This is a genomic window from Piscinibacterium candidicorallinum (assembly GCF_047549485.1).
Taxonomy (GTDB): Bacteria; Pseudomonadota; Gammaproteobacteria; order Burkholderiales; family Burkholderiaceae_C; genus Piscinibacterium; species Piscinibacterium candidicorallinum.
This window is the reverse complement of sequence record NZ_CP180191.1, coordinates 2,855,551-2,871,406: the sequence shown is the minus strand read 5'-3', so window position 1 is coordinate 2,871,406 and position 15,856 is coordinate 2,855,551. Positions and strand designations below refer to the sequence as shown.

The 15,856-nt window shown below is 65.0% G+C and carries 17 protein-coding genes; 11 read left to right on the top strand and 6 right to left on the bottom strand.

All coding sequences use genetic code 11. The features are described from left to right. Positions 1 to 84: 84 nt before the first annotated feature. From hemN to ppa, 3 genes are all read left to right on the top strand, one after another. On the top strand, positions 85 to 1,506 hold the full coding sequence (gene hemN, locus ACMDW7_RS13085) for an oxygen-independent coproporphyrinogen III oxidase (RefSeq protein ID WP_377303955.1): 1,422 nt from the start codon (positions 85 to 87) through the stop codon (positions 1,504 to 1,506). Positions 1,507 to 1,537: 31 nt separating this feature from the next. Next, positions 1,538 to 2,245, top strand: coding sequence for a sulfite exporter TauE/SafE family protein (locus ACMDW7_RS13080; RefSeq protein ID WP_377303957.1), 708 nt, complete (start codon positions 1,538 to 1,540; stop codon positions 2,243 to 2,245). A 162-nt stretch (positions 2,246 to 2,407) separates the two neighbouring features. Further along, positions 2,408 to 2,956 carry an inorganic diphosphatase gene (gene ppa, locus ACMDW7_RS13075; RefSeq protein ID WP_054126950.1) on the top strand — a complete coding sequence of 183 codons (549 nt, stop codon included), beginning with the start codon at positions 2,408 to 2,410 and terminating at the stop codon, positions 2,954 to 2,956. 48 nt (positions 2,957 to 3,004) lie between these two features. Here ppa and ACMDW7_RS13070 read toward each other — a convergent pair whose 3' ends face one another. Continuing rightward, a complete protein-coding gene (locus ACMDW7_RS13070) occupies positions 3,005 to 4,171 on the bottom strand; it encodes a GNAT family N-acetyltransferase (RefSeq protein WP_377303959.1) in 1,167 nt (388 codons plus the stop codon). A 59-nt stretch (positions 4,172 to 4,230) separates the two neighbouring features. Here ACMDW7_RS13070 and ACMDW7_RS13065 point away from each other — a divergent pair, with 59 nt between their 5' ends. The 3 genes from ACMDW7_RS13065 to ACMDW7_RS13055 all read left to right on the top strand — a co-directional run bounded on the left by ACMDW7_RS13065 (position 4,231) and on the right by ACMDW7_RS13055 (position 7,442). Continuing rightward, complete coding sequence (locus ACMDW7_RS13065) at positions 4,231 to 5,850, top strand: NAD+ synthase (RefSeq protein ID WP_377303961.1); 1,620 nt, start codon at positions 4,231 to 4,233, stop codon at positions 5,848 to 5,850. A 29-nt stretch (positions 5,851 to 5,879) separates the two neighbouring features. Next, positions 5,880 to 6,218 (top strand): P-II family nitrogen regulator, encoded by a 339-nt coding sequence (locus tag ACMDW7_RS13060; RefSeq protein WP_377303963.1) that lies wholly within the window; start codon positions 5,880 to 5,882, stop codon positions 6,216 to 6,218. A 264-nt stretch (positions 6,219 to 6,482) separates the two neighbouring features. Further along, on the top strand, positions 6,483 to 7,442 hold the full coding sequence (locus tag ACMDW7_RS13055; RefSeq protein ID WP_377303965.1) for an AEC family transporter: 960 nt from the start codon (positions 6,483 to 6,485) through the stop codon (positions 7,440 to 7,442). Positions 7,443 to 7,511: 69 nt separating this feature from the next. Here the strand turns inward: ACMDW7_RS13055 and ACMDW7_RS13050 are convergent, their stop codons facing one another. The 4 genes from ACMDW7_RS13050 to ACMDW7_RS13035 all read right to left on the bottom strand — a co-directional run bounded on the left by ACMDW7_RS13050 (position 7,512) and on the right by ACMDW7_RS13035 (position 10,872). Then, a complete protein-coding gene (locus ACMDW7_RS13050) occupies positions 7,512 to 7,904 on the bottom strand; it encodes a hypothetical protein (protein ID WP_377303967.1) in 393 nt (130 codons plus the stop codon). Positions 7,905 to 8,094: 190 nt separating this feature from the next. After that, positions 8,095 to 8,445 (bottom strand): hypothetical protein, encoded by a 351-nt coding sequence (locus ACMDW7_RS13045; RefSeq protein WP_377303969.1) that lies wholly within the window; start codon positions 8,443 to 8,445, stop codon positions 8,095 to 8,097. Positions 8,446 to 8,724: 279 nt separating this feature from the next. Then, positions 8,725 to 9,075 (bottom strand): hypothetical protein, encoded by a 351-nt coding sequence (locus tag ACMDW7_RS13040; RefSeq protein WP_377303971.1) that lies wholly within the window; start codon positions 9,073 to 9,075, stop codon positions 8,725 to 8,727. 168 nt (positions 9,076 to 9,243) lie between these two features. Then, a complete protein-coding gene (locus tag ACMDW7_RS13035) occupies positions 9,244 to 10,872 on the bottom strand; it encodes a peptide chain release factor 3 (protein WP_377303973.1) in 1,629 nt (542 codons plus the stop codon). Positions 10,873 to 11,073: 201 nt separating this feature from the next. Here ACMDW7_RS13035 and ACMDW7_RS13030 point away from each other — a divergent pair, with 201 nt between their 5' ends. Both ACMDW7_RS13030 and ACMDW7_RS13025 read left to right on the top strand, forming a co-directional pair. After that, complete coding sequence (locus tag ACMDW7_RS13030; RefSeq protein WP_377303975.1) at positions 11,074 to 11,604, top strand: SRPBCC family protein; 531 nt, start codon at positions 11,074 to 11,076, stop codon at positions 11,602 to 11,604. 83 nt (positions 11,605 to 11,687) lie between these two features. After that, on the top strand, positions 11,688 to 12,809 hold the full coding sequence (locus ACMDW7_RS13025; protein WP_377303977.1) for a hypothetical protein: 1,122 nt from the start codon (positions 11,688 to 11,690) through the stop codon (positions 12,807 to 12,809). A gap of 71 nt (positions 12,810 to 12,880) precedes the next feature. On the opposite strand, the gene ACMDW7_RS13020 is transcribed toward ACMDW7_RS13025, so the two are convergent. Continuing rightward, positions 12,881 to 13,405: a DUF962 domain-containing protein gene (locus ACMDW7_RS13020; RefSeq protein WP_377303979.1), complete on the bottom strand. Its 525-nt coding sequence runs from the start codon at positions 13,403 to 13,405 to the stop codon at positions 12,881 to 12,883. Between the two features lie 254 nt (positions 13,406 to 13,659). On the opposite strand from ACMDW7_RS13020, the gene ACMDW7_RS13015 reads away from it, so the two are divergent. The 3 genes from ACMDW7_RS13015 (at position 13,660) to ACMDW7_RS13005 (ending at position 15,804) form a co-directional block, all read left to right on the top strand. Beyond that, positions 13,660 to 14,367 carry a Crp/Fnr family transcriptional regulator gene (locus tag ACMDW7_RS13015; protein ID WP_377303981.1) on the top strand — a complete coding sequence of 236 codons (708 nt, stop codon included), beginning with the start codon at positions 13,660 to 13,662 and terminating at the stop codon, positions 14,365 to 14,367. 155 nt (positions 14,368 to 14,522) lie between these two features. Then, complete coding sequence (locus ACMDW7_RS13010; protein ID WP_377303982.1) at positions 14,523 to 14,876, top strand: hypothetical protein; 354 nt, start codon at positions 14,523 to 14,525, stop codon at positions 14,874 to 14,876. Between the two features lie 469 nt (positions 14,877 to 15,345). Further along, entirely contained in the window at positions 15,346 to 15,804 is a 459-nt protein-coding gene (locus ACMDW7_RS13005; RefSeq protein WP_377303984.1) for a type II toxin-antitoxin system VapC family toxin, read from the top strand. The last annotated feature ends 52 nt before the right edge of the window (positions 15,805 to 15,856 follow it).

The following is a 15,856-nucleotide window of genomic DNA, read 5'->3' as shown; positions in this document are numbered from 1 at the left end:
TCTCGGGGTGTGCTGCGGCAAGTCGTCGCGGCCTGATGGCTCATCTCCTCTATGTCCGCACCTCTGACCCGGATCGATCCTCTGATGCATGCAACGCAGTCACCGGCAAGCCCATTGTGTGCCGAATCGCACGCCCTGCCGGCCGAGAACCTGCTCGCCCGGTTTGATCGCTTCGGACCACGATACACCTCGTACCCGACCGCGGATCGCTTCGTGGAGGCCTTTGACGGACGTGCTTTGCACACCGCCATTGAAGACCGTCGTGACAGCTGGTCTGCTCGCCCGGTCGCCTTGTACGTGCACATCCCGTTCTGTGAGTCGCTTTGCTACTACTGCGCGTGCAACAAGATCGTCACCAAGCACAAGGAGCGGGCAACGCCGTACCTGGACAGCCTGTTTCGCGAGGTCGAATTGTGGCGAGAGCGCATCGGCGAGCGCGCCCGCGCTGGCCAATTGCACCTTGGCGGCGGCACTCCGACCTATCTGGACGACAGTCAACTTGCCTTGCTTATCGAGCGTCTGTCCAGCGCATTTGAATTTACGCCTCATGCTGAGCGGGCGATCGAAGTCGATCCCCGCACGGTGGATCGCGCACGGCTCGAACGATTGCGCCGATTGGGATTCAACCGTATCTCCTTCGGTGTGCAGGATCTCGACCCGGCCGTTCAGGAGGCCGTGCATCGAGTCCAGAGCGAGGCCGAGATTGCCGAGCTCATGCGCGCAGCGCGCGATCTGCGCTTCGACTCCATCAACATCGACCTGATCTACGGGCTGCCCAGGCAGACGCCGGCCGGATTTGCGCGCACGATCGAACGCATCATCGCGCTGCGTCCGGATCGCGTGGCGTTGTACGCCTATGCGCACATGCCGCAGCGCTTCAAGCCGCAGCGTCGTATTCACGAGTCGGAGCTGCCACCTGCTGCTCACCGCGTGACGATGCTCGCGCAAGCGATCGCCGCGTTCTCGACGGGTGGCTATGACTATGTCGGCATGGATCACTTTGCGCTGCCGCAGGACGCCTTGGCCCGCGCCAAGCGCCAGGGCCTTCTGACACGGGACTTCCAGGGCTACACCGCCAACCCGGAGTGCGATCTGATTGCTCTGGGTGTTTCGGCCATCAGCAAGCTGGGCGCGATCTATAGCCAGAACCACCGCGACATCGAGGGTTACCAAGAGGCGCTCAAGACAGGCAATCTGCCAGTGATGCGCGGCATTGTCCTCTCTCGCGACGATCTCGTTCGGCGCAGCATCATCATGGCGCTCATGTGCCAAGGTGAAGTGAGCTTCGAGTCCATCGAGCAGGCGCATCTGGTGGACTTTCGCAAGGCCTTCGCAAGCGAGCTGCAGGAGCTCGCCCCCTTCGAAGCGGAGAACCTGATCCGCATTGAGCCCGACTACCTGAGGGTGACCGAGCTGGGGTGGTTTTTCGTACGCGCCATTGCGATGGTTTTCGACCGCTATGTGCGCACCAGCGTGGCCATGAGTCCGCGCGCCCGTCTGATCTGAGCCGCGCGACGCAGACGGCTTCTCCGGCACCATGCCCTCAAGCTCCCTGCTGATTGCCGCCGCCTTGCTCGGCTTGGCGGGAGGGCTGCATTGCGCCGGCATGTGTTCGGCCTGGCTGGGCAATCACCTGGTGGGGACGCCTGGCGCAGGCGTGGCGGCGCAGCGGCACCTTGGCCGCTGGCTGAGCTACAGCGCGGCCGGCGTCATTGCAGGCGCGTTCGGCCAGATCACGTGGAGCGTGCTGCGATCTACCAGTGTGATCGGTCCGCTCTGGACGGTGCTGCAGGTGGGCGCGCTCGGGCTGGGGCTCTGGCTCATGGTGCGGGGGCAGTGGCCACGGCGCCTCTCGGCGCTAGGCAGTACGCGGCCCATCAATTTCAATCCGTCAGGTCGTGCGCGCCGGGGTGTAGAGAGCCTTCGTGGCGCTTCGCTGCTGATCCTGCCCTGCGGCCAGCTGCATGCGGCCTTGTGGCTGGCTGTGCTGGCTGGCACCTGGCAGGGCGGCTTTGCCCTCATGGCTGTGTTTGCACTGGCATCCAGCGTCTCGATGCTCAGCCTGGGGCTCGGTATCCGAAAGGTGGCCGAATGGTCCGCGCAGGGCGGCAGTGCGCTCGTCATGGAGCGGCAAGTCATGCGTTTGACCGGCTTAATGCTCGTGATCGCCAGCGCGCTGGTGCTCTGGGCTCACCTGAGCGGGACGCAGCTGCCCTGGTGCGATCCCGTCGTGCCGCAAGGCTGAACCGGCTGCTGCGCTGCAGCACGTGCGACTACACTAGCGAGCGATTCGAGTACACGTTCGGCGGCGCGCTCAGTGCGCGGCTCTCCGGCCCGGCGGGTACTCGCGGTGCAAGGCAGAAGCGGCACCGCACCGGTTTCTTCACTCTCCCTTCGGACAATACTCATGGCACTGGACCGCGTCAGCGCCGGCAAGAACCTGCCGGACGAATTCAACGTCATCATCGAGATCCCGCAGAACGCCGACCCGATCAAGTACGAGGTCGACAAGGAAACGGGCGCGCTGTTCGTGGATCGCTTCATGGGTACGGCCATGCACTACCCCTGCAACTACGGCTACGTGCCCCACACCATCAGCGACGATGGTGACCCCGTGGACGTGCTTGTGATTACGCCCTTCCCGCTGGTGGCTGGCGTGGTGGTGCGCTGCCGCCCGCTGGGTGTGCTCAAGATGACGGATGAGGCCGGTGGCGACTCCAAGCTGCTGGCCGTGCCCGTGGACAAGGTGCTGCCCTGGTACAAGCACTGGAAGACGCACGAGGACATCGCCCCGGAGCGTCTGGCCCAGATCCAGCACTTCTTCGAGCACTACAAGGACCTGGAAAAGGGTAAATGGGTCAAGGTTGTCGGTTGGGATGGCCCCGAGGCCGCCAAGCAGGAGATCCTGAGCGGCGTGGCGGGCTACAACGCCGCCAAGGACAAGCCTGCGTTCTGATCTGATCAGACGCTTTGCTGCACACGGCGCACCCGCGGTGCGCCGTCTTCATTTTTGCTCCACTGACGATCTGCGCTTGAACGGCGTGCGTTCGTTCAGATCATCCAGATACTGATCGATGCCGCCGGCCTCACGTGCCAGGAAGCGTTCGATGGCCTGCGCAAACTCCGGATGCGCGAGCCGGTGAAAAGAGCAGGTGGGCACCGGCATCAGGCCGCGGGCCATCTTGTGTTCGCCCTGCGCACCGCCTTCAAAGACCTGCAGCTTCTTCGCAATGGCGTACTCGATGGCCTGGTAGTAGCAGAGCTCGAAGTGCAGCAGCGGCACAAAGCGCATCGCACCCCAGTAGCGGCCATAAAGGCGGCCGGCATCGCAGATGAAGAAGCTCGCGGCGATCGGGCTGGTCGCATCGCGCGCCATGCACAGCCGCACCTTGTCCGGAGAAGCCTCGGCCAACTCGAGGAAGAAGCGCTCGTTCAGATAGGGCGTGGAGTGATGCTCGCGGTAGGTGTTGGCATAGCAGCGGTAGAAGAAGCGCCAGTGCTCCGGCTGCGCGCTTCGGCCATCCAGCCAATCGAACTGCAGGCCATGCTCATGCACCGCGCGGCGCTCCGCACGAATGTTCTTGCGCTTCTTCTGACTGAGTTGTGTAAGGAACTCATCAAAGTGCGAATAGCCTGCATTGGTCCAGTGGAACTGCACGCCGCTGCGCTTGAGCCAGCCTGCGGCCTGCAGCGTGGCGGCTGATGCGTCATCAGGAAACAGCACATGGACGGAGGACAGCGCGTTGTCGTCCATGGCCTGCGTCAGCACGTCCACGAGCGCCGCTCGCGCCGCGTCATCGCGTGCGAGCAGGCGTGCGCCGGGCACCGGTGTGAAGGGCAGCGCGCAGAGCAGCTTGGGGTAGTAGGGCAGGCCGCTGCGCTCGTAGGCATCGGCCCAGGCCCAGTCAAAGACGTATTCGCCGTAGCTGTGCGCCTTGACGTACAGCGGGCAGGCTGCGGCGAGTTCATCGCCATCCCACAGCAGCAGATGCTGTGCGCTCCAGCCGCTGCGCCCACCCACGCAACCCGTGCGCTCCATCGTGCCCAGATACGCGCTGCTCAGCATCACATGCCCGCCTGCAGCGTGTTCAACCAGTGCGTCCCACGCGGTCTCATACCCCGCCAGGGCGGGTATCACCTGCGTGCGATAATTTTTCTCAGACCTCGTCATGCGTGATGGATCGCGTGGGGCGGCGGCGCGCAAGATAACAAGCGGAGAAGCACGTTCTGATGAAAGCGCTGGTTGCGATCGCTCAGATCAACGTCACGGTGGGGGCGCTGCAAGCCAATGCGGACCGCATCATCACCGCGGCCCGCACGGCGCATCAGCACGGGGCGAATGTACTTCTCACCCCGGAGCTGTCTCTGACCGGGTATTCCCCCGAAGACCTGCTCCTTCGAGACGCCTTCTATGTGGCGAGCGACGCCGCGCTCGAGCGCATCGTCCAGGCCAGCAGCAGCCTGCCCGGCCTGCACATCCTGGTGGGCCATCCGGTGCAGCGCGAAGGCGAGCGCTTCAACAGCTGCAGCGTGATTGCCGAGGGCAAGGTGGTCGCCCGCTACCACAAGCACGACCTGCCCAACTACGACGTGTTCGACGAGCAGCGCTACTTCACCCCGGATGCGCGGCCCGTGGTCTTCGAGATCAACGGCATCCGATTTGGCGTCAACATCTGCGAGGACATCTGGTTTCCCTACGCACCCGAGGCAGCACGTGCCGCGGGTGCCGACATCCTGCTCGTGCCCAACGGCAGCCCCTATCACATGGGCAAGATCCACACCCGCAAGGACGTGGTGCGCGCCAACGTGAGCCGGCAGGGCATGGCCTGCGTATTTGCCAACCTGGTGGGTGGCCAGGACGAGCTCGTGTTCGACGGCGGCAGTTTCTGCCTGAACGCGCGCGGCGAAGTCATGGTGCAGATGCCGCAGTTTGTCGAGGGCATCGAGTACGTCGCGATCAAGACCGGTGAGCCGCAGCCCGGTTCCTGCGCGCCTGATCTGTGCGAGGAAGAGGAGGTCTACAGCGCGCTTAAGCTCGGCGTGACGGACTACCTTGGCAAGAACGGCTTTCCCGGTGCCATCATCGGCCTGAGTGGCGGTGTGGATTCCGCGCTCACCCTGGCCATTGCGGTGGATGCGCTGGGCGCAGACAAGGTGCGCGCGGTGATGATGCCCTCGCGATACACGGCCGAGATCAGCTGGCTGGACAGTCGCGAGATGGTGCAGCGCCTTGGCGTGCGCTATGACGAGCTGCCCATCTCCGACTGCTTCGATGCATTCCGCAAGACCCTCGCCACCGAATTCACCGGCTTGCCCGAAGACGCCACCGAGGAAAACCTGCAGGCCCGCATCCGCGGCACTCTTCTCATGGCGCTGTCGAACAAGCATGGCTCCATCGTGCTGACGACCGGCAACAAGAGCGAGATGGCCACGGGCTACTGCACGCTGTATGGCGACATGGCCGGCGGCTACGCAGTCATCAAGGACATCCTCAAGACGCTGGTGTACCGCCTGTGCGCCTGGCGCAACGCTCAGCCCGGCGGCGAGGTGATCCCCGAGCGCATCCTCACGCGCGCGCCCTCGGCCGAGCTGCGCGAGAACCAGACCGATCAGGACTCCCTGCCGCCCTACGAGGTGCTGGACGCGATCATCCGCCGCTACATGGAAGAGCGCGCCTCGGTGGCTGAGATGCTGGCCGAGGGGCATGACGAGGCCACGGTGCGCCGCGTCGTGAAACTCATCAAGAACAACGAGTACAAACGCCGTCAGGCGCCGGTGGGTATTCGCGTCACGCATCGCGGCTTCGGGCGCGACTGGCGCTACCCCATCACGAACCGCTTTACCGAATAGCTGCACAGCCACCGACAAGGAGACCGACCATGAAGCGCATCACCGCCATCATCAAGCCCTTCAAGCTCGACGAAGTGCGCGAGGGTCTCGCCGGCGTCGGCGTCACGGGCCTGACCGTCACCGAGGTCAAGGGCTTCGGCCGCCAGAAGGGTCACACCGAGCTGTACCGCGGTGCCGAGTACACCGTGGACTTCCTGCCCAAGATCAAGGTCGAGGTAGTGGTGGCCGAGGCGCTGGTGGAACGTGCGATCGAGGCAATCATTTCTGCCGCCAAGACCGGCAAGATCGGCGATGGCAAGATCTTCGTGGAGCCCGTGGAGCAGGTGATCCGCATCCGCACGGGCGAGACCGGCGAGCAGGCGATCTGAGCGCGGGCTGCCAGCCCCGCTGCCCAACCCAAGCTGAACAGGCCGCATCGCGGCCTGTTTTCACTTTTTTGGCCAAAAATGTCGCTTTTTGATTGTGCATAAGGCTCAATATCGGCTGAAATAGCGCTTTGAACAAGCGGAAAGGCGGTTTTCATTCATCTCAATTCTCGATGGCCGAAACTGAATTCATGCCCCGTCCCGTCAGGCTGAACTGCCGCGGACGTGCGGCCAGCCACTGCAGGCACTGAGCTACAAAGCGCGGCGATGCAGGCCATTCTCGCCGTCACCTTTCCCTTCTTTGCGCTCGTTCTTGCGGGCTACCTGGCCACCCGGCGCGGCCTGCTGCCCGAGGCCGCTATTCCCGGCCTGAACACCTACGTGTTGTGGTTTGCGCTGCCTTGCATGCTGTTCCGCTTCGGCGCCGGGCTGCCGGTGGCGCAGCTGTTCAACCTGCCGTTGATGGCGATCTACGCTGCCTGCGCCCTGCTGCTGCTCGGCGCCACCATCCTGCTGACGCGATCAGCCCGCGTGGGGCTCAAGGATGCGTCCTTCGGCGCGCTGGTGGCTGTGTTCCCCAACACCGGTTTCATGGGCGTGCCGCTGCTTGTGGCATTGCTGGGCACGGCGGCGGCCGGGCCGGTCATTCTCACCGTGCTGGTGGATCTGGTGCTCACCAGCTCGGTCGCGCTGGCGATTGCGCAGCTCGACGGTCACCGCGGCCATGGCTGGGCGGCCTTCGGGCGGGCGCTGCGTGGTGCGCTGACCAACCCGCTGCCCTGGGCCATCGGCCTGGGGGCGCTGGTCTCCTGGCAGCAGGTCCAGCTCTGGGCGCCGCTGGCCAAGGCCGTGGGCCTGCTGGGGGATTCCGCCTCGCCGGTGGCGCTGTTCACCATCGGCGCCGTGCTGGCGAGGGCGCAGCGTGTCGGCAATGAAACGGGCAAGCCCACGCCCCTGGTGGACTACCTGCCGGTGGCCGCCATCAAGCTCTTCATCCATCCGCTGCTGGTGTTGGTGGTCGGCCTGAATGCCATGCGTCTGGGCTGGCCGGTGGACCGCTTCTCGGTCATCGTGCTGGCGCTCGCCGCGGCGCTGCCGTCGGCCTCAAACGTATCGCTGCTGGCCGAGCGCTATGGCGCCGACAACGGCCGGATTGCACGCATCATTCTCGCGTCCACAGCCCTGGCCTTCCTGAGCTTCTCCGGCGCGGTGTGGCTGCTGACCTAGGCGATCACTCGTAAAGCGCAAACGGCGCCTGATCGAGGCGCCGTTTGCTTTGGACCTTGGCAACCCGGATCAGTCGCGGCCGCGGCCCTGATCGTCGTCCCAGCGGCCGTGGTCCTTGCCGTGACCCTTGCCCTTGCCGCGCTTTTCATCCACGCGCACGAAGTAGACCGGCACGCCGCAGGCGTTGTAGCGGTGGCAGTGCTTGCCCCACTTCTTGATGTGCCCCGGCGGTGCATATACGTACATCGGCGCCGGAGCGATCACACCCACCGGCACCGGGCGGATCAGCACGGGCTGGGCATACACCACCGGCGGCGGCTGGCGGTTGCCCAGATCGATTCGACCGTACACGCCGGGCGTGATCTCGCCGCTGATGGTGATGTTGTAGTTCTGTGCCTGCGCCGGCGCGGCAAGTGCCGCCGTGGTCAACGCAAGCAGGCCAAGCATGGAGCGAATGTTCATGGTGTTCCCCTGGTCCAGTTCGGCATGGGGCGGCATGGTCCGCGCGCCCTTGTGCTCGAACAACGCGACTCATTCGCGCAGCGCTGACTGCCGCGCAGCGCGGAAAAGTAACGGTGCGTTAGCTGTGCAGTGGCTGCGCCCGGCACGGCCGCAGCGCAATCGATCGCAACTGAAACCGGAGCGCTTGTGCTCAGCTGATCGATCGCATCGCGATGATGACCAGCCCCGCCTTGGTCTCTTCCACGCCGTACTCAACGCGCAGACCCGGCGTGATGCCTTCAACCACCTCGGGCGACTTGATCTTCATGACCATGCCGCCGTCCAGGGTGACGGTGCCGGCCTTCAGATCAATCGAGACGATGATGGCATCGCCGCGCAGGCCGATCGGGATGCGCATGAACAGCCGGTCGCGCGCAGCGGTGCGTTCGTTGGGCTGCGCAGCCGGCGCGGCAGGCGCGGGCGCGGGGGTGGCTTGGGCAAAGGCGATCTGCGTGGATAGCGCGACCGCAGCCACGGCGAAACAGCGGTTGATGTGCCGCATGGGGTCTCCAGCGTCGGACAAAGCGGTGTCCGGATCCTTGCGCTCGAATGGCGCATCAATGCTTGTTACTGTAGGTGTTCGTATCGCGACGAACAGCCGTCAAGGTGTCAGTACCGGTAAGCAGGTCGGCTCGCTTGTTGCATCTGCGGCCATTTGCACGCAACTTCGTCATACTGGCCGATGACATTTCGTCACTCGTTGTGCCCGTGCATCGGCTCGCCCCTGCGCCACGCAGCATTCGCACGGCGCAGGGGTGGGGCGCTTGCGTGTGTTGAGCGGTCAGCCCAGCACCTTGAGCGCCACGATCACCGGACCGCCATCCATGTCCTGCATGCGGAACTCGATCCGCTGGCCAGCCTTGATGTCGGTGAGCAGCATGGGGTCGCGGACCTTCATCGTGCGCCCGCCCATGAACGTGACGGTGCCGGCGTCGCGGTTGACCTGCTGGACCACGCCCTCGCCGCTGCCCGGTATGCCGGACTTGGCGGCCGGTTTGGCCGGCATGCTGCGCGGCGTGTCGGCCGGGGCCTGGGGTGGCGACTGCGGCTGGCCGTAGTTCGTCTGGGCCTGCACGCCCCATGCGGTGGCGGTGATGGCCAGGATCATGCAGATGCGTGTGCTTCGTTGCATCGGGCTCTCCTCATGTTGAGCGTTGAGATACGTACGCGTACCTCTTGCTAGAGAGCCCGTGGCCAGGATGGTTGCGTTACCGCCGTAACGGACTATTTCGTTACGTCTGAAACCCGCATGCAGGTAGACCCACCACCGGAATCGTGGGGTCGACTGCGGCGGGTCTGATCAACTATCCAGCCGCTTCTGGAACACCAGGCCCGCATGCTCGCGCAGCGCGTGGAACTTGATTTTGGGCCAGTTCTGCTCGATGGCACGCAGCTCGTGGGCGTAGTCCACCAGCAGGGCCACGGCATCCACCGCATCGTGCGCGAGGCGATGCTGGTTGGCATCGATGAAGCGCTTGAGCTCGCGTTCGCCGCCATCGGCTTCGTCGCAGGTGATCCAGCGCGCCAGGGTGTAGCGGCTGGGGGTGATGCGCGCCTTCACACCGTATTCGTGCTCCAGGCGATGCGCCACCACTTCAAACTGCAGCTGGCCCACGGCACCCAGCAGCAGGATGGAGCCCGCCATGGGTCGGAACACCTGGATCGCGCCTTCTTCGCCCAGCTGCGTCAGCCCGGCACGCAGCTGCTTGGTGCGCAGCGGGTCGGCGACTTCCACGCTGCGGAACATTTCCGGCGCGAAAAAGGGCAGGCCCGTGAACTGCAGGCTCTCGCCTTCAGTGAGCGTGTCGCCCAGCTGCAGCACGCCATGGTTCGGGATGCCGATGATGTCGCCGGCAAAGGCGTCGTCCAGCAGCTCGCGCCGTTGGGACAAAAAGCTCACCACCGTATTGGGCTTCAGTTCCTTGCCGCTGCGTACCACCTTGAGCTTCATGCCACGCTCGAAGTGGCCGCTGGCCACGCGCACAAAGGCAATGCGGTCGCGGTGGGCCGGGTCCATGTTGGCCTGGATCTTGAACACCACGCCGCTGAACTTCTTCTCGGTAGGTTCGATCACGCGCTGGATCGTGCTGCGCTCGCCGGGCGGCGGGGCGAGTTCCACGAGGGCGTCCAGAATCTCGCGCACGCCAAAATTGTTGATCGCGCTGCCAAAGAACATCGGCGTCTGCTTGCCGGCAAGGAAGGCCTCGCTGTCAAACGCCGGCGTGGCCTCGCTCACCAGCTCCACGTCGTTGCGGGCATCGAGCATGTCGTCGCCGAAGCGCTCATCCAGCGCCGGGTTGGCCAGCGGGGCGATGATCTCATCATCGTTCCGAAGGCGATCCTCGCCGGCGGAGAACACGCGCATCTGGTCGGCGCGCAGGTCCATCACGCCCGCAAAGGTCTTGCCCATGCCCACCGGCCAGGTGAAGGGCACCACGGCCATGCCGAGCTCGCGCTCGATCTCATCGAGCAGATCGAGCGGCGCCTTGACCTCGCGGTCCATCTTGTTGATGAAGGTCAGGATGGGCGTATTTCGCGCACGGCAGACCTGCAGCAGGCGCCGGGTCTGCGGCTCAACGCCGTTGGCGGCGTCGATCACCATCAGCGCGGCGTCCACAGCGGTGAGCACGCGGTAGGTGTCTTCAGAGAAGTCCTGGTGGCCCGGGGTGTCCAGCAGGTTGATGACGCAGTCGCGGTATTCCATCTGCATGACGGAAGACGCCACCGAGATGCCGCGCTGCTTTTCAATCTCCATCCAGTCGGACGTGGCGTGGCGGCTGGCCTTGCGCGCCTTCACGCTGCCAGCGATCTGGATCGCGCCTGCGAACAGCAGCAGCTTTTCAGTGAGCGTGGTCTTGCCGGCGTCGGGGTGGGAGATGATCGCAAACGTGCGGCGACGCTGGACTTCTTTCTGGATCTGTTCGGACATGGCTGCAAGTGCTCAGGCGGCTGAAGGGGGCTCAATGCGCGCCGGGAAGGGGTCTGGGCGATCGGGGCGGCTGCAGGCTGCAGCGGCCCATTGGGCGGCGCAGCACGTGATGCGCGCCGGAAAACCCGTTATTTTCGCCCATGCCGCGATCCAGCGCATTCAAGGCGCTGCACGCGCACCATTTCATGTCTGGAGGGAGCCATGAAGGTCATCAAGTGGATATTGATCGTGATCGTCGGCCTCGCCGCGATTCTGGTGGGCGGCGGGTATCTGCTGTCGCCCAAGTTCACCGTCACCCGCAGCACCAGCATCCAGGCCCCGCCCGAGGCGGTCTATGCCCTGGTGGCCGCCCCCAAGGCATGGAAGCGCTGGAGTGTCTGGACCGCACGCGACCCCGCCATGGCCATTGAATACAGCGGCCCGGAGAGCGGCGCCGGCGCCAAGTGGAGCTGGAAGTCCAAGAGCGAGGGCGACGGCACCATGAGCTTCACCGCGGCCGAGGCCAACAAGCGCGTCGCCTACGACCTCTACTTCCCGGACTTCGGCACCACCAGCACTGGCGAGCTGCGCTTCGAGCCCGACGGTGCAGGCACCAAGGTGACCTGGGTCATGAACGGCGACATGGGCAACAACCCCCTGTTCCGCTGGATCGGCCTGAATGCCGACAGCATGGTGGGCAAGGACTTTGAAGGCGGTCTGGCCGGTCTGAAGAAGGTGGCGGAGACGAAGTAGCGTCTTGCGTTGGACACGCAGGTCAGCGTGTCAAGAACCGGCCGCACAACGTGCAGGCCGGCGGTGCATGTTCAGGGGATGTCATGGGATCGACGGTGGTGGATCGTCTGCGCCAGCAGGCAAAGGCCGCTGCGCTTGGGCCGCAGCGCGCCGTGGCCATGGCCGATCTCGCGGCGGCGCTGGCGCGCACAGGTGAAGGCGACGAGGCACAGCGCCTCATTGAAGACGCCAGCCAGCTGGCACAAGACACCCGGGTGGCCGCCGATGCCGATTGCGCCTGTGCCTTGGCGCTGGCCCGCGCGCTGGCGGCCTACTTCTCCCGCCGCCATGCGGACTGCGAGCAGGCGCTGGATATCCTGATCAATCTGGCTGGCCATCACGCGCGCCCCGACTGGGAAGCCATGGCGCGGGGCTGGCTGTCGACCACATGCTTCGTGCGTTCAGCCGTCGTGCCTGCTGTGGAGCATGCCGTAGCGGGCCTGGCCTTGCACTCGGCTGGCGGGCCGCGTCAGGCCGAGGCCCAGGCGCGGCTGCGCCTGTCGGTGGCCAATCTGTTTGCCTGGTGCGACCTCACGCAGGAGGCCACACCGTGGTACCTGGCAGCCCACCGTCTGGCTCGGGCCGCCGATGACGACATCATGACCGAGGCGGTCTTGCACAAGCTGGCCCTGGTTCAGGCCGAAGAGGTGACCGATCTGTTCCTCGACGGGCGGCAGGACACCGCGCGCTGGCGCGAGGCGCTGGCCGGCCTGCAATCCAGCCAGAGCCTGATGCAGCAGCTCGGCGTGACCGCGCTCGATGCCGTGATGCCACTGACCCGCGCCAATCTGCTGATGGCGGCAGGTGACTTTGCCGGCGCGTGCGCGCTGTATGACACACAGCTCGACCGTGCCCGCGACCAGCAGCTGCACAGCCACCATGCGCAGGCGCTGGCTTGCCGTGCTGTGTGTTCAGCCGAACTGGGCCGCCCGGACGCTGCACGTGCCGACATGGCCGAAGCCGGCGCGCTCTGGGCGAGCCTGGGCCCTGGTGGTCGGGCAGGCCTGGCCCGTGGACTGGCCCGGGCAGCCCAGGCGCTGCAGGACGAAATGCTGCGCACGCATTGGGTGCAACAGTTCACGCGGGCCCATGCCGAGGTGGACGGATTGCACGAGCGCTTGCGCCATGCGCTGGCCGCGCAGGTGCCCCCTGCGCCGGTGGATTGACAGCTGCACGCGCCACCCATGAAAACAGGCGCGGCCTGCGGGCCGCGCTTTTTTGTTGCTTGCAGCCGGAGTCAGGCCGCCTGCGCGGACTCGCGCACGCGGATCGGCCCGGCCTGGCGCTCGATCTCGGCCTTGATGTCCGGCCGCCAGCCCAGAGCCAGCAGGCCTTCGGCCAGCAGGAACAGCGGGCCCTGCAGCAGGCCGATCAGGTCGTCCACAAAGGCCGGCTTCTTGCCTTCGTAGTAGTGGCCGATGAATTGCAGCACCCAGCCAAACACAAACACCCCCAGGCCCGTGCCCAGCCAGACGAGCGTGCCGGCCTGCGCGAGCGCCGCGCCCACCCACAGGCAGGCCACGATGAAGGCCGCCAGCACCGCAGCCAGGCCAAGATGCAGGCGGATGTAGAACGCAATCACGCCGAGCGCCACGAACAGCGCCGGGCTCATGGTGATGCCCTGCACCACAAAGGCCGGGCGCGACAGCAGTACCGTCACGGCAAACACGATCAGCGGAATACCCAGCACATGCGTGGCAATGTTGCGCGGATCGCGGTGATAGCGGGCGTAGGACACCAGGTGGTCGGTCAGAGTGCGCATCATGAGTCTCCTGTCTGCATGTCATGTGTCCGGCGGACGCGTGCACCTTCTTGGGGGCTGCTGCCGGCAACGCTGCGCATCATGCCAAGCCAGTGCCGGCCGCGTCTGTCGGCTAGCCGACATGGCTGTGCGGCTTGCGCCGGCCATGCACCCCTTGGCGCGCAGGCCGCTGGCGCGATCAAATCCGGGCGTGCGCGGCGGCCGCATGCGCCGCCTTGCAAATTTCACACACCTCACCGCTTGAGCACGAGTCCATGCCCACCGCCCGTTGGGACACCCTGAGCGACGCCGAACGCAGCGCCATCCAGCACAGCCGCTGGCTGGCCGCCGCCGCGCCCCTCCTGCGCGAGCGCCTGCCCGCGCTGGGCCAGGTGCGCGTGCTGGCCCATGGTGAGGCCTTGCACCGCCGTGGCGACGCCTCCGACGCCCTGTGGTGCGTGCTGGTCGGCGCCATCCGCATCACCAGCGTCAGTGAGGCCGGCCGCGAGGCCGTGCTCAGCTTCATCGAGCCCTTCAACTGGTTTGGCGAGATCGGCCTCATCGACGGCGGCCCCCGCACCCACGACGGCGTGGCCGAAGGCGCCACCCGCGTGTTCGTCGCGCCTGCCGCAGCGCTGCACGCCCTGCTGAATGAACAGCCCCAGCTCTGGCGGGACGTGGCCCTGCTCGTCTGCGCCAAGCTGCGCCTGAGTTTTGCCGCCATCGAGGACATGTCGCTCCTGCCCGCCGGCCCGCGCCTAGCCCGCCGACTGGAGATGCTTGCGCAAGGTGCCGTTGGAGGTGCGGACACTGCGCCGCGCTCCGTGCTCCACATCCATCAGGACCAGCTCGCTGCCATGCTGGCACTCAGCCGCCAGACCGTGAACCAGGAACTCAAGCGCCTGCAGGCCGCCGGCGTGGTGGACCTGGCGCCGGGTGAGGTGCGGCTGCTGAACCCTGCGGCGCTGGCGGAGTGGCGGTAGCGCGCGATGCCGCTTACCCCACGCCCGGGCGCGAAGCGCGAGATTGGCTATTCATGCGGATCTTCAAGCCAAAATGGCCGGAGACCCGCATGGGACAAGCGGAGAGACTTTTGGGTTTATTGGCTCTCCCGCGCCCGACTGCACCGAGGAACCTGATGGACGATGACCTTGCCTACTTGCGTCGCGCTGCGCAGGAAGCCGCCGGGCTGCTGATCCAGCACGACTTTCGACGGCTGACCGAACGCTTCGGCTACGCACTGGCCTTTGATCGCCCCAGAGCGCTTGCGCTCGAAGAAGACTTCCGTCGAGCAGCCGCGGCGGCGTGGCCGTTCGAGGGCGCTGAACCTGAAATTCATATCAAGACCTTCGCCGTCAACGACACCGGTCTGCGTGCTGTAGCGGAGTGCATGGTGCCGGTGCAGGAACACGGTGCCGTGCTGATGGAGCTGGTACTGACCGGAGCTGGTGCGTCGCGAGCCGTGACCGTGGAGCACGTGACTGGTCGATGACCCGCCGAGGCGCAGAGTCCCAGCCAAGGCTCGCCGCTTGTCTGGCGCGGGTTCCCGGTGACTTTGGGCTGAAAAGTGCTTTCCAGAGCCAATCTCAGCCTAGACGCACAGATGCAATGCCAAGTTTGTGCCACGCAAACGGCGCGAGCTGGGTACATGTTCCACAGCCACAGCCTGGCCATCCCACCGGCTGCGCGCCGCAAACCCGTGCGTGCAGGCCTGTTCGGTCGTCGGGCTGCTGCGCCGGTTGAGCGGCTGCTCTCGCACCGGGTCAAGCAGCCGGATAGACTCCAATGGCCTGCCGGGTTTGTGGGTTTGCTTAATACTGTTCAATTGAACAGTTATCGGTCGAAGACCCGCACCATTGTTGGCTCTGCAGGTTGCGATGGCCTTGATTTAGACCGCAAGCGCCGTTTTATGTCGCAGATTTGCCGTCTATATCTAGTTAGGCATTCCGATGACTCGCTCCGTGATCGTTGATACGTGCGTGCTGGCTGACGCCCTGTTCCGTGAGCGACCACGCCATGCTGAGGCGAGGCAATTGCTCGAGCTTCTTGGTGAGCATGATTTCCAAGTCATGATTCCTGCTCATGCCTTCTTTGAACTCGCGAGCGTTGCTTTCTCTCAGTTCAATAGGTCAGGAAAGCCAATGACCATGCTGGAGTTAGGGAAGGATCTTCCAGTCAATCTTCATCTCGTACCAATCGACGCCGCGTTCGTTTCGCAATACTTGGTGGGAGTCTTGGCCGAAAAGCATCAGATTGATTCTTCTGGAGGTGACATGGTCTTCCTCTGCCTGGCAAAAGTTGATGGACTTGACCTCGTCACGGAGGATGGCCCCCTCGCCAAGAAGGCCGTTAAGGCAGGCGTTTCTGCTTATTCGTCCAAGGCATACATCGCCAAGATCGCTGGCGAGTTAAATGCCTAACATTTCGCTCAAGCGGACCAATCAATCGCTTCGCGATTGATGTGGCCGCTTA

Coding starts and splice junctions, on each gene's coding strand:
- ACMDW7_RS13030 (WP_377303975.1), top strand. CDS start 11,074: ATGAAGGTCATCAAGTGGATATTGATCGTGATCGTCGGCCTCGCCGCG.
- ACMDW7_RS13010 (WP_377303982.1), top strand. CDS start 14,523: ATGGACGATGACCTTGCCTACTTGCGTCGCGCTGCGCAGGAAGCCGCC.
- ppa (WP_054126950.1), top strand. CDS start 2,408: ATGGCACTGGACCGCGTCAGCGCCGGCAAGAACCTGCCGGACGAATTC.
- ACMDW7_RS13025 (WP_377303977.1), top strand. CDS start 11,688: ATGGGATCGACGGTGGTGGATCGTCTGCGCCAGCAGGCAAAGGCCGCT.
- ACMDW7_RS13065 (WP_377303961.1), top strand. CDS start 4,231: ATGAAAGCGCTGGTTGCGATCGCTCAGATCAACGTCACGGTGGGGGCG.
- ACMDW7_RS13015 (WP_377303981.1), top strand. CDS start 13,660: ATGCCCACCGCCCGTTGGGACACCCTGAGCGACGCCGAACGCAGCGCC.
- ACMDW7_RS13080 (WP_377303957.1), top strand. CDS start 1,538: ATGCCCTCAAGCTCCCTGCTGATTGCCGCCGCCTTGCTCGGCTTGGCG.
- ACMDW7_RS13050 (WP_377303967.1), bottom strand. CDS start 7,904: ATGAACATTCGCTCCATGCTTGGCCTGCTTGCGTTGACCACGGCGGCA.
- ACMDW7_RS13020 (WP_377303979.1), bottom strand. CDS start 13,405: ATGCGCACTCTGACCGACCACCTGGTGTCCTACGCCCGCTATCACCGC.
- ACMDW7_RS13035 (WP_377303973.1), bottom strand. CDS start 10,872: ATGTCCGAACAGATCCAGAAAGAAGTCCAGCGTCGCCGCACGTTTGCG.
- ACMDW7_RS13055 (WP_377303965.1), top strand. CDS start 6,483: ATGCAGGCCATTCTCGCCGTCACCTTTCCCTTCTTTGCGCTCGTTCTT.
- ACMDW7_RS13070 (WP_377303959.1), bottom strand. CDS start 4,171: ATGACGAGGTCTGAGAAAAATTATCGCACGCAGGTGATACCCGCCCTG.
- ACMDW7_RS13040 (WP_377303971.1), bottom strand. CDS start 9,075: ATGCAACGAAGCACACGCATCTGCATGATCCTGGCCATCACCGCCACC.
- hemN (WP_377303955.1), top strand. CDS start 85: ATGCATGCAACGCAGTCACCGGCAAGCCCATTGTGTGCCGAATCGCAC.
- ACMDW7_RS13060 (WP_377303963.1), top strand. CDS start 5,880: ATGAAGCGCATCACCGCCATCATCAAGCCCTTCAAGCTCGACGAAGTG.
- ACMDW7_RS13045 (WP_377303969.1), bottom strand. CDS start 8,445: ATGCGGCACATCAACCGCTGTTTCGCCGTGGCTGCGGTCGCGCTATCC.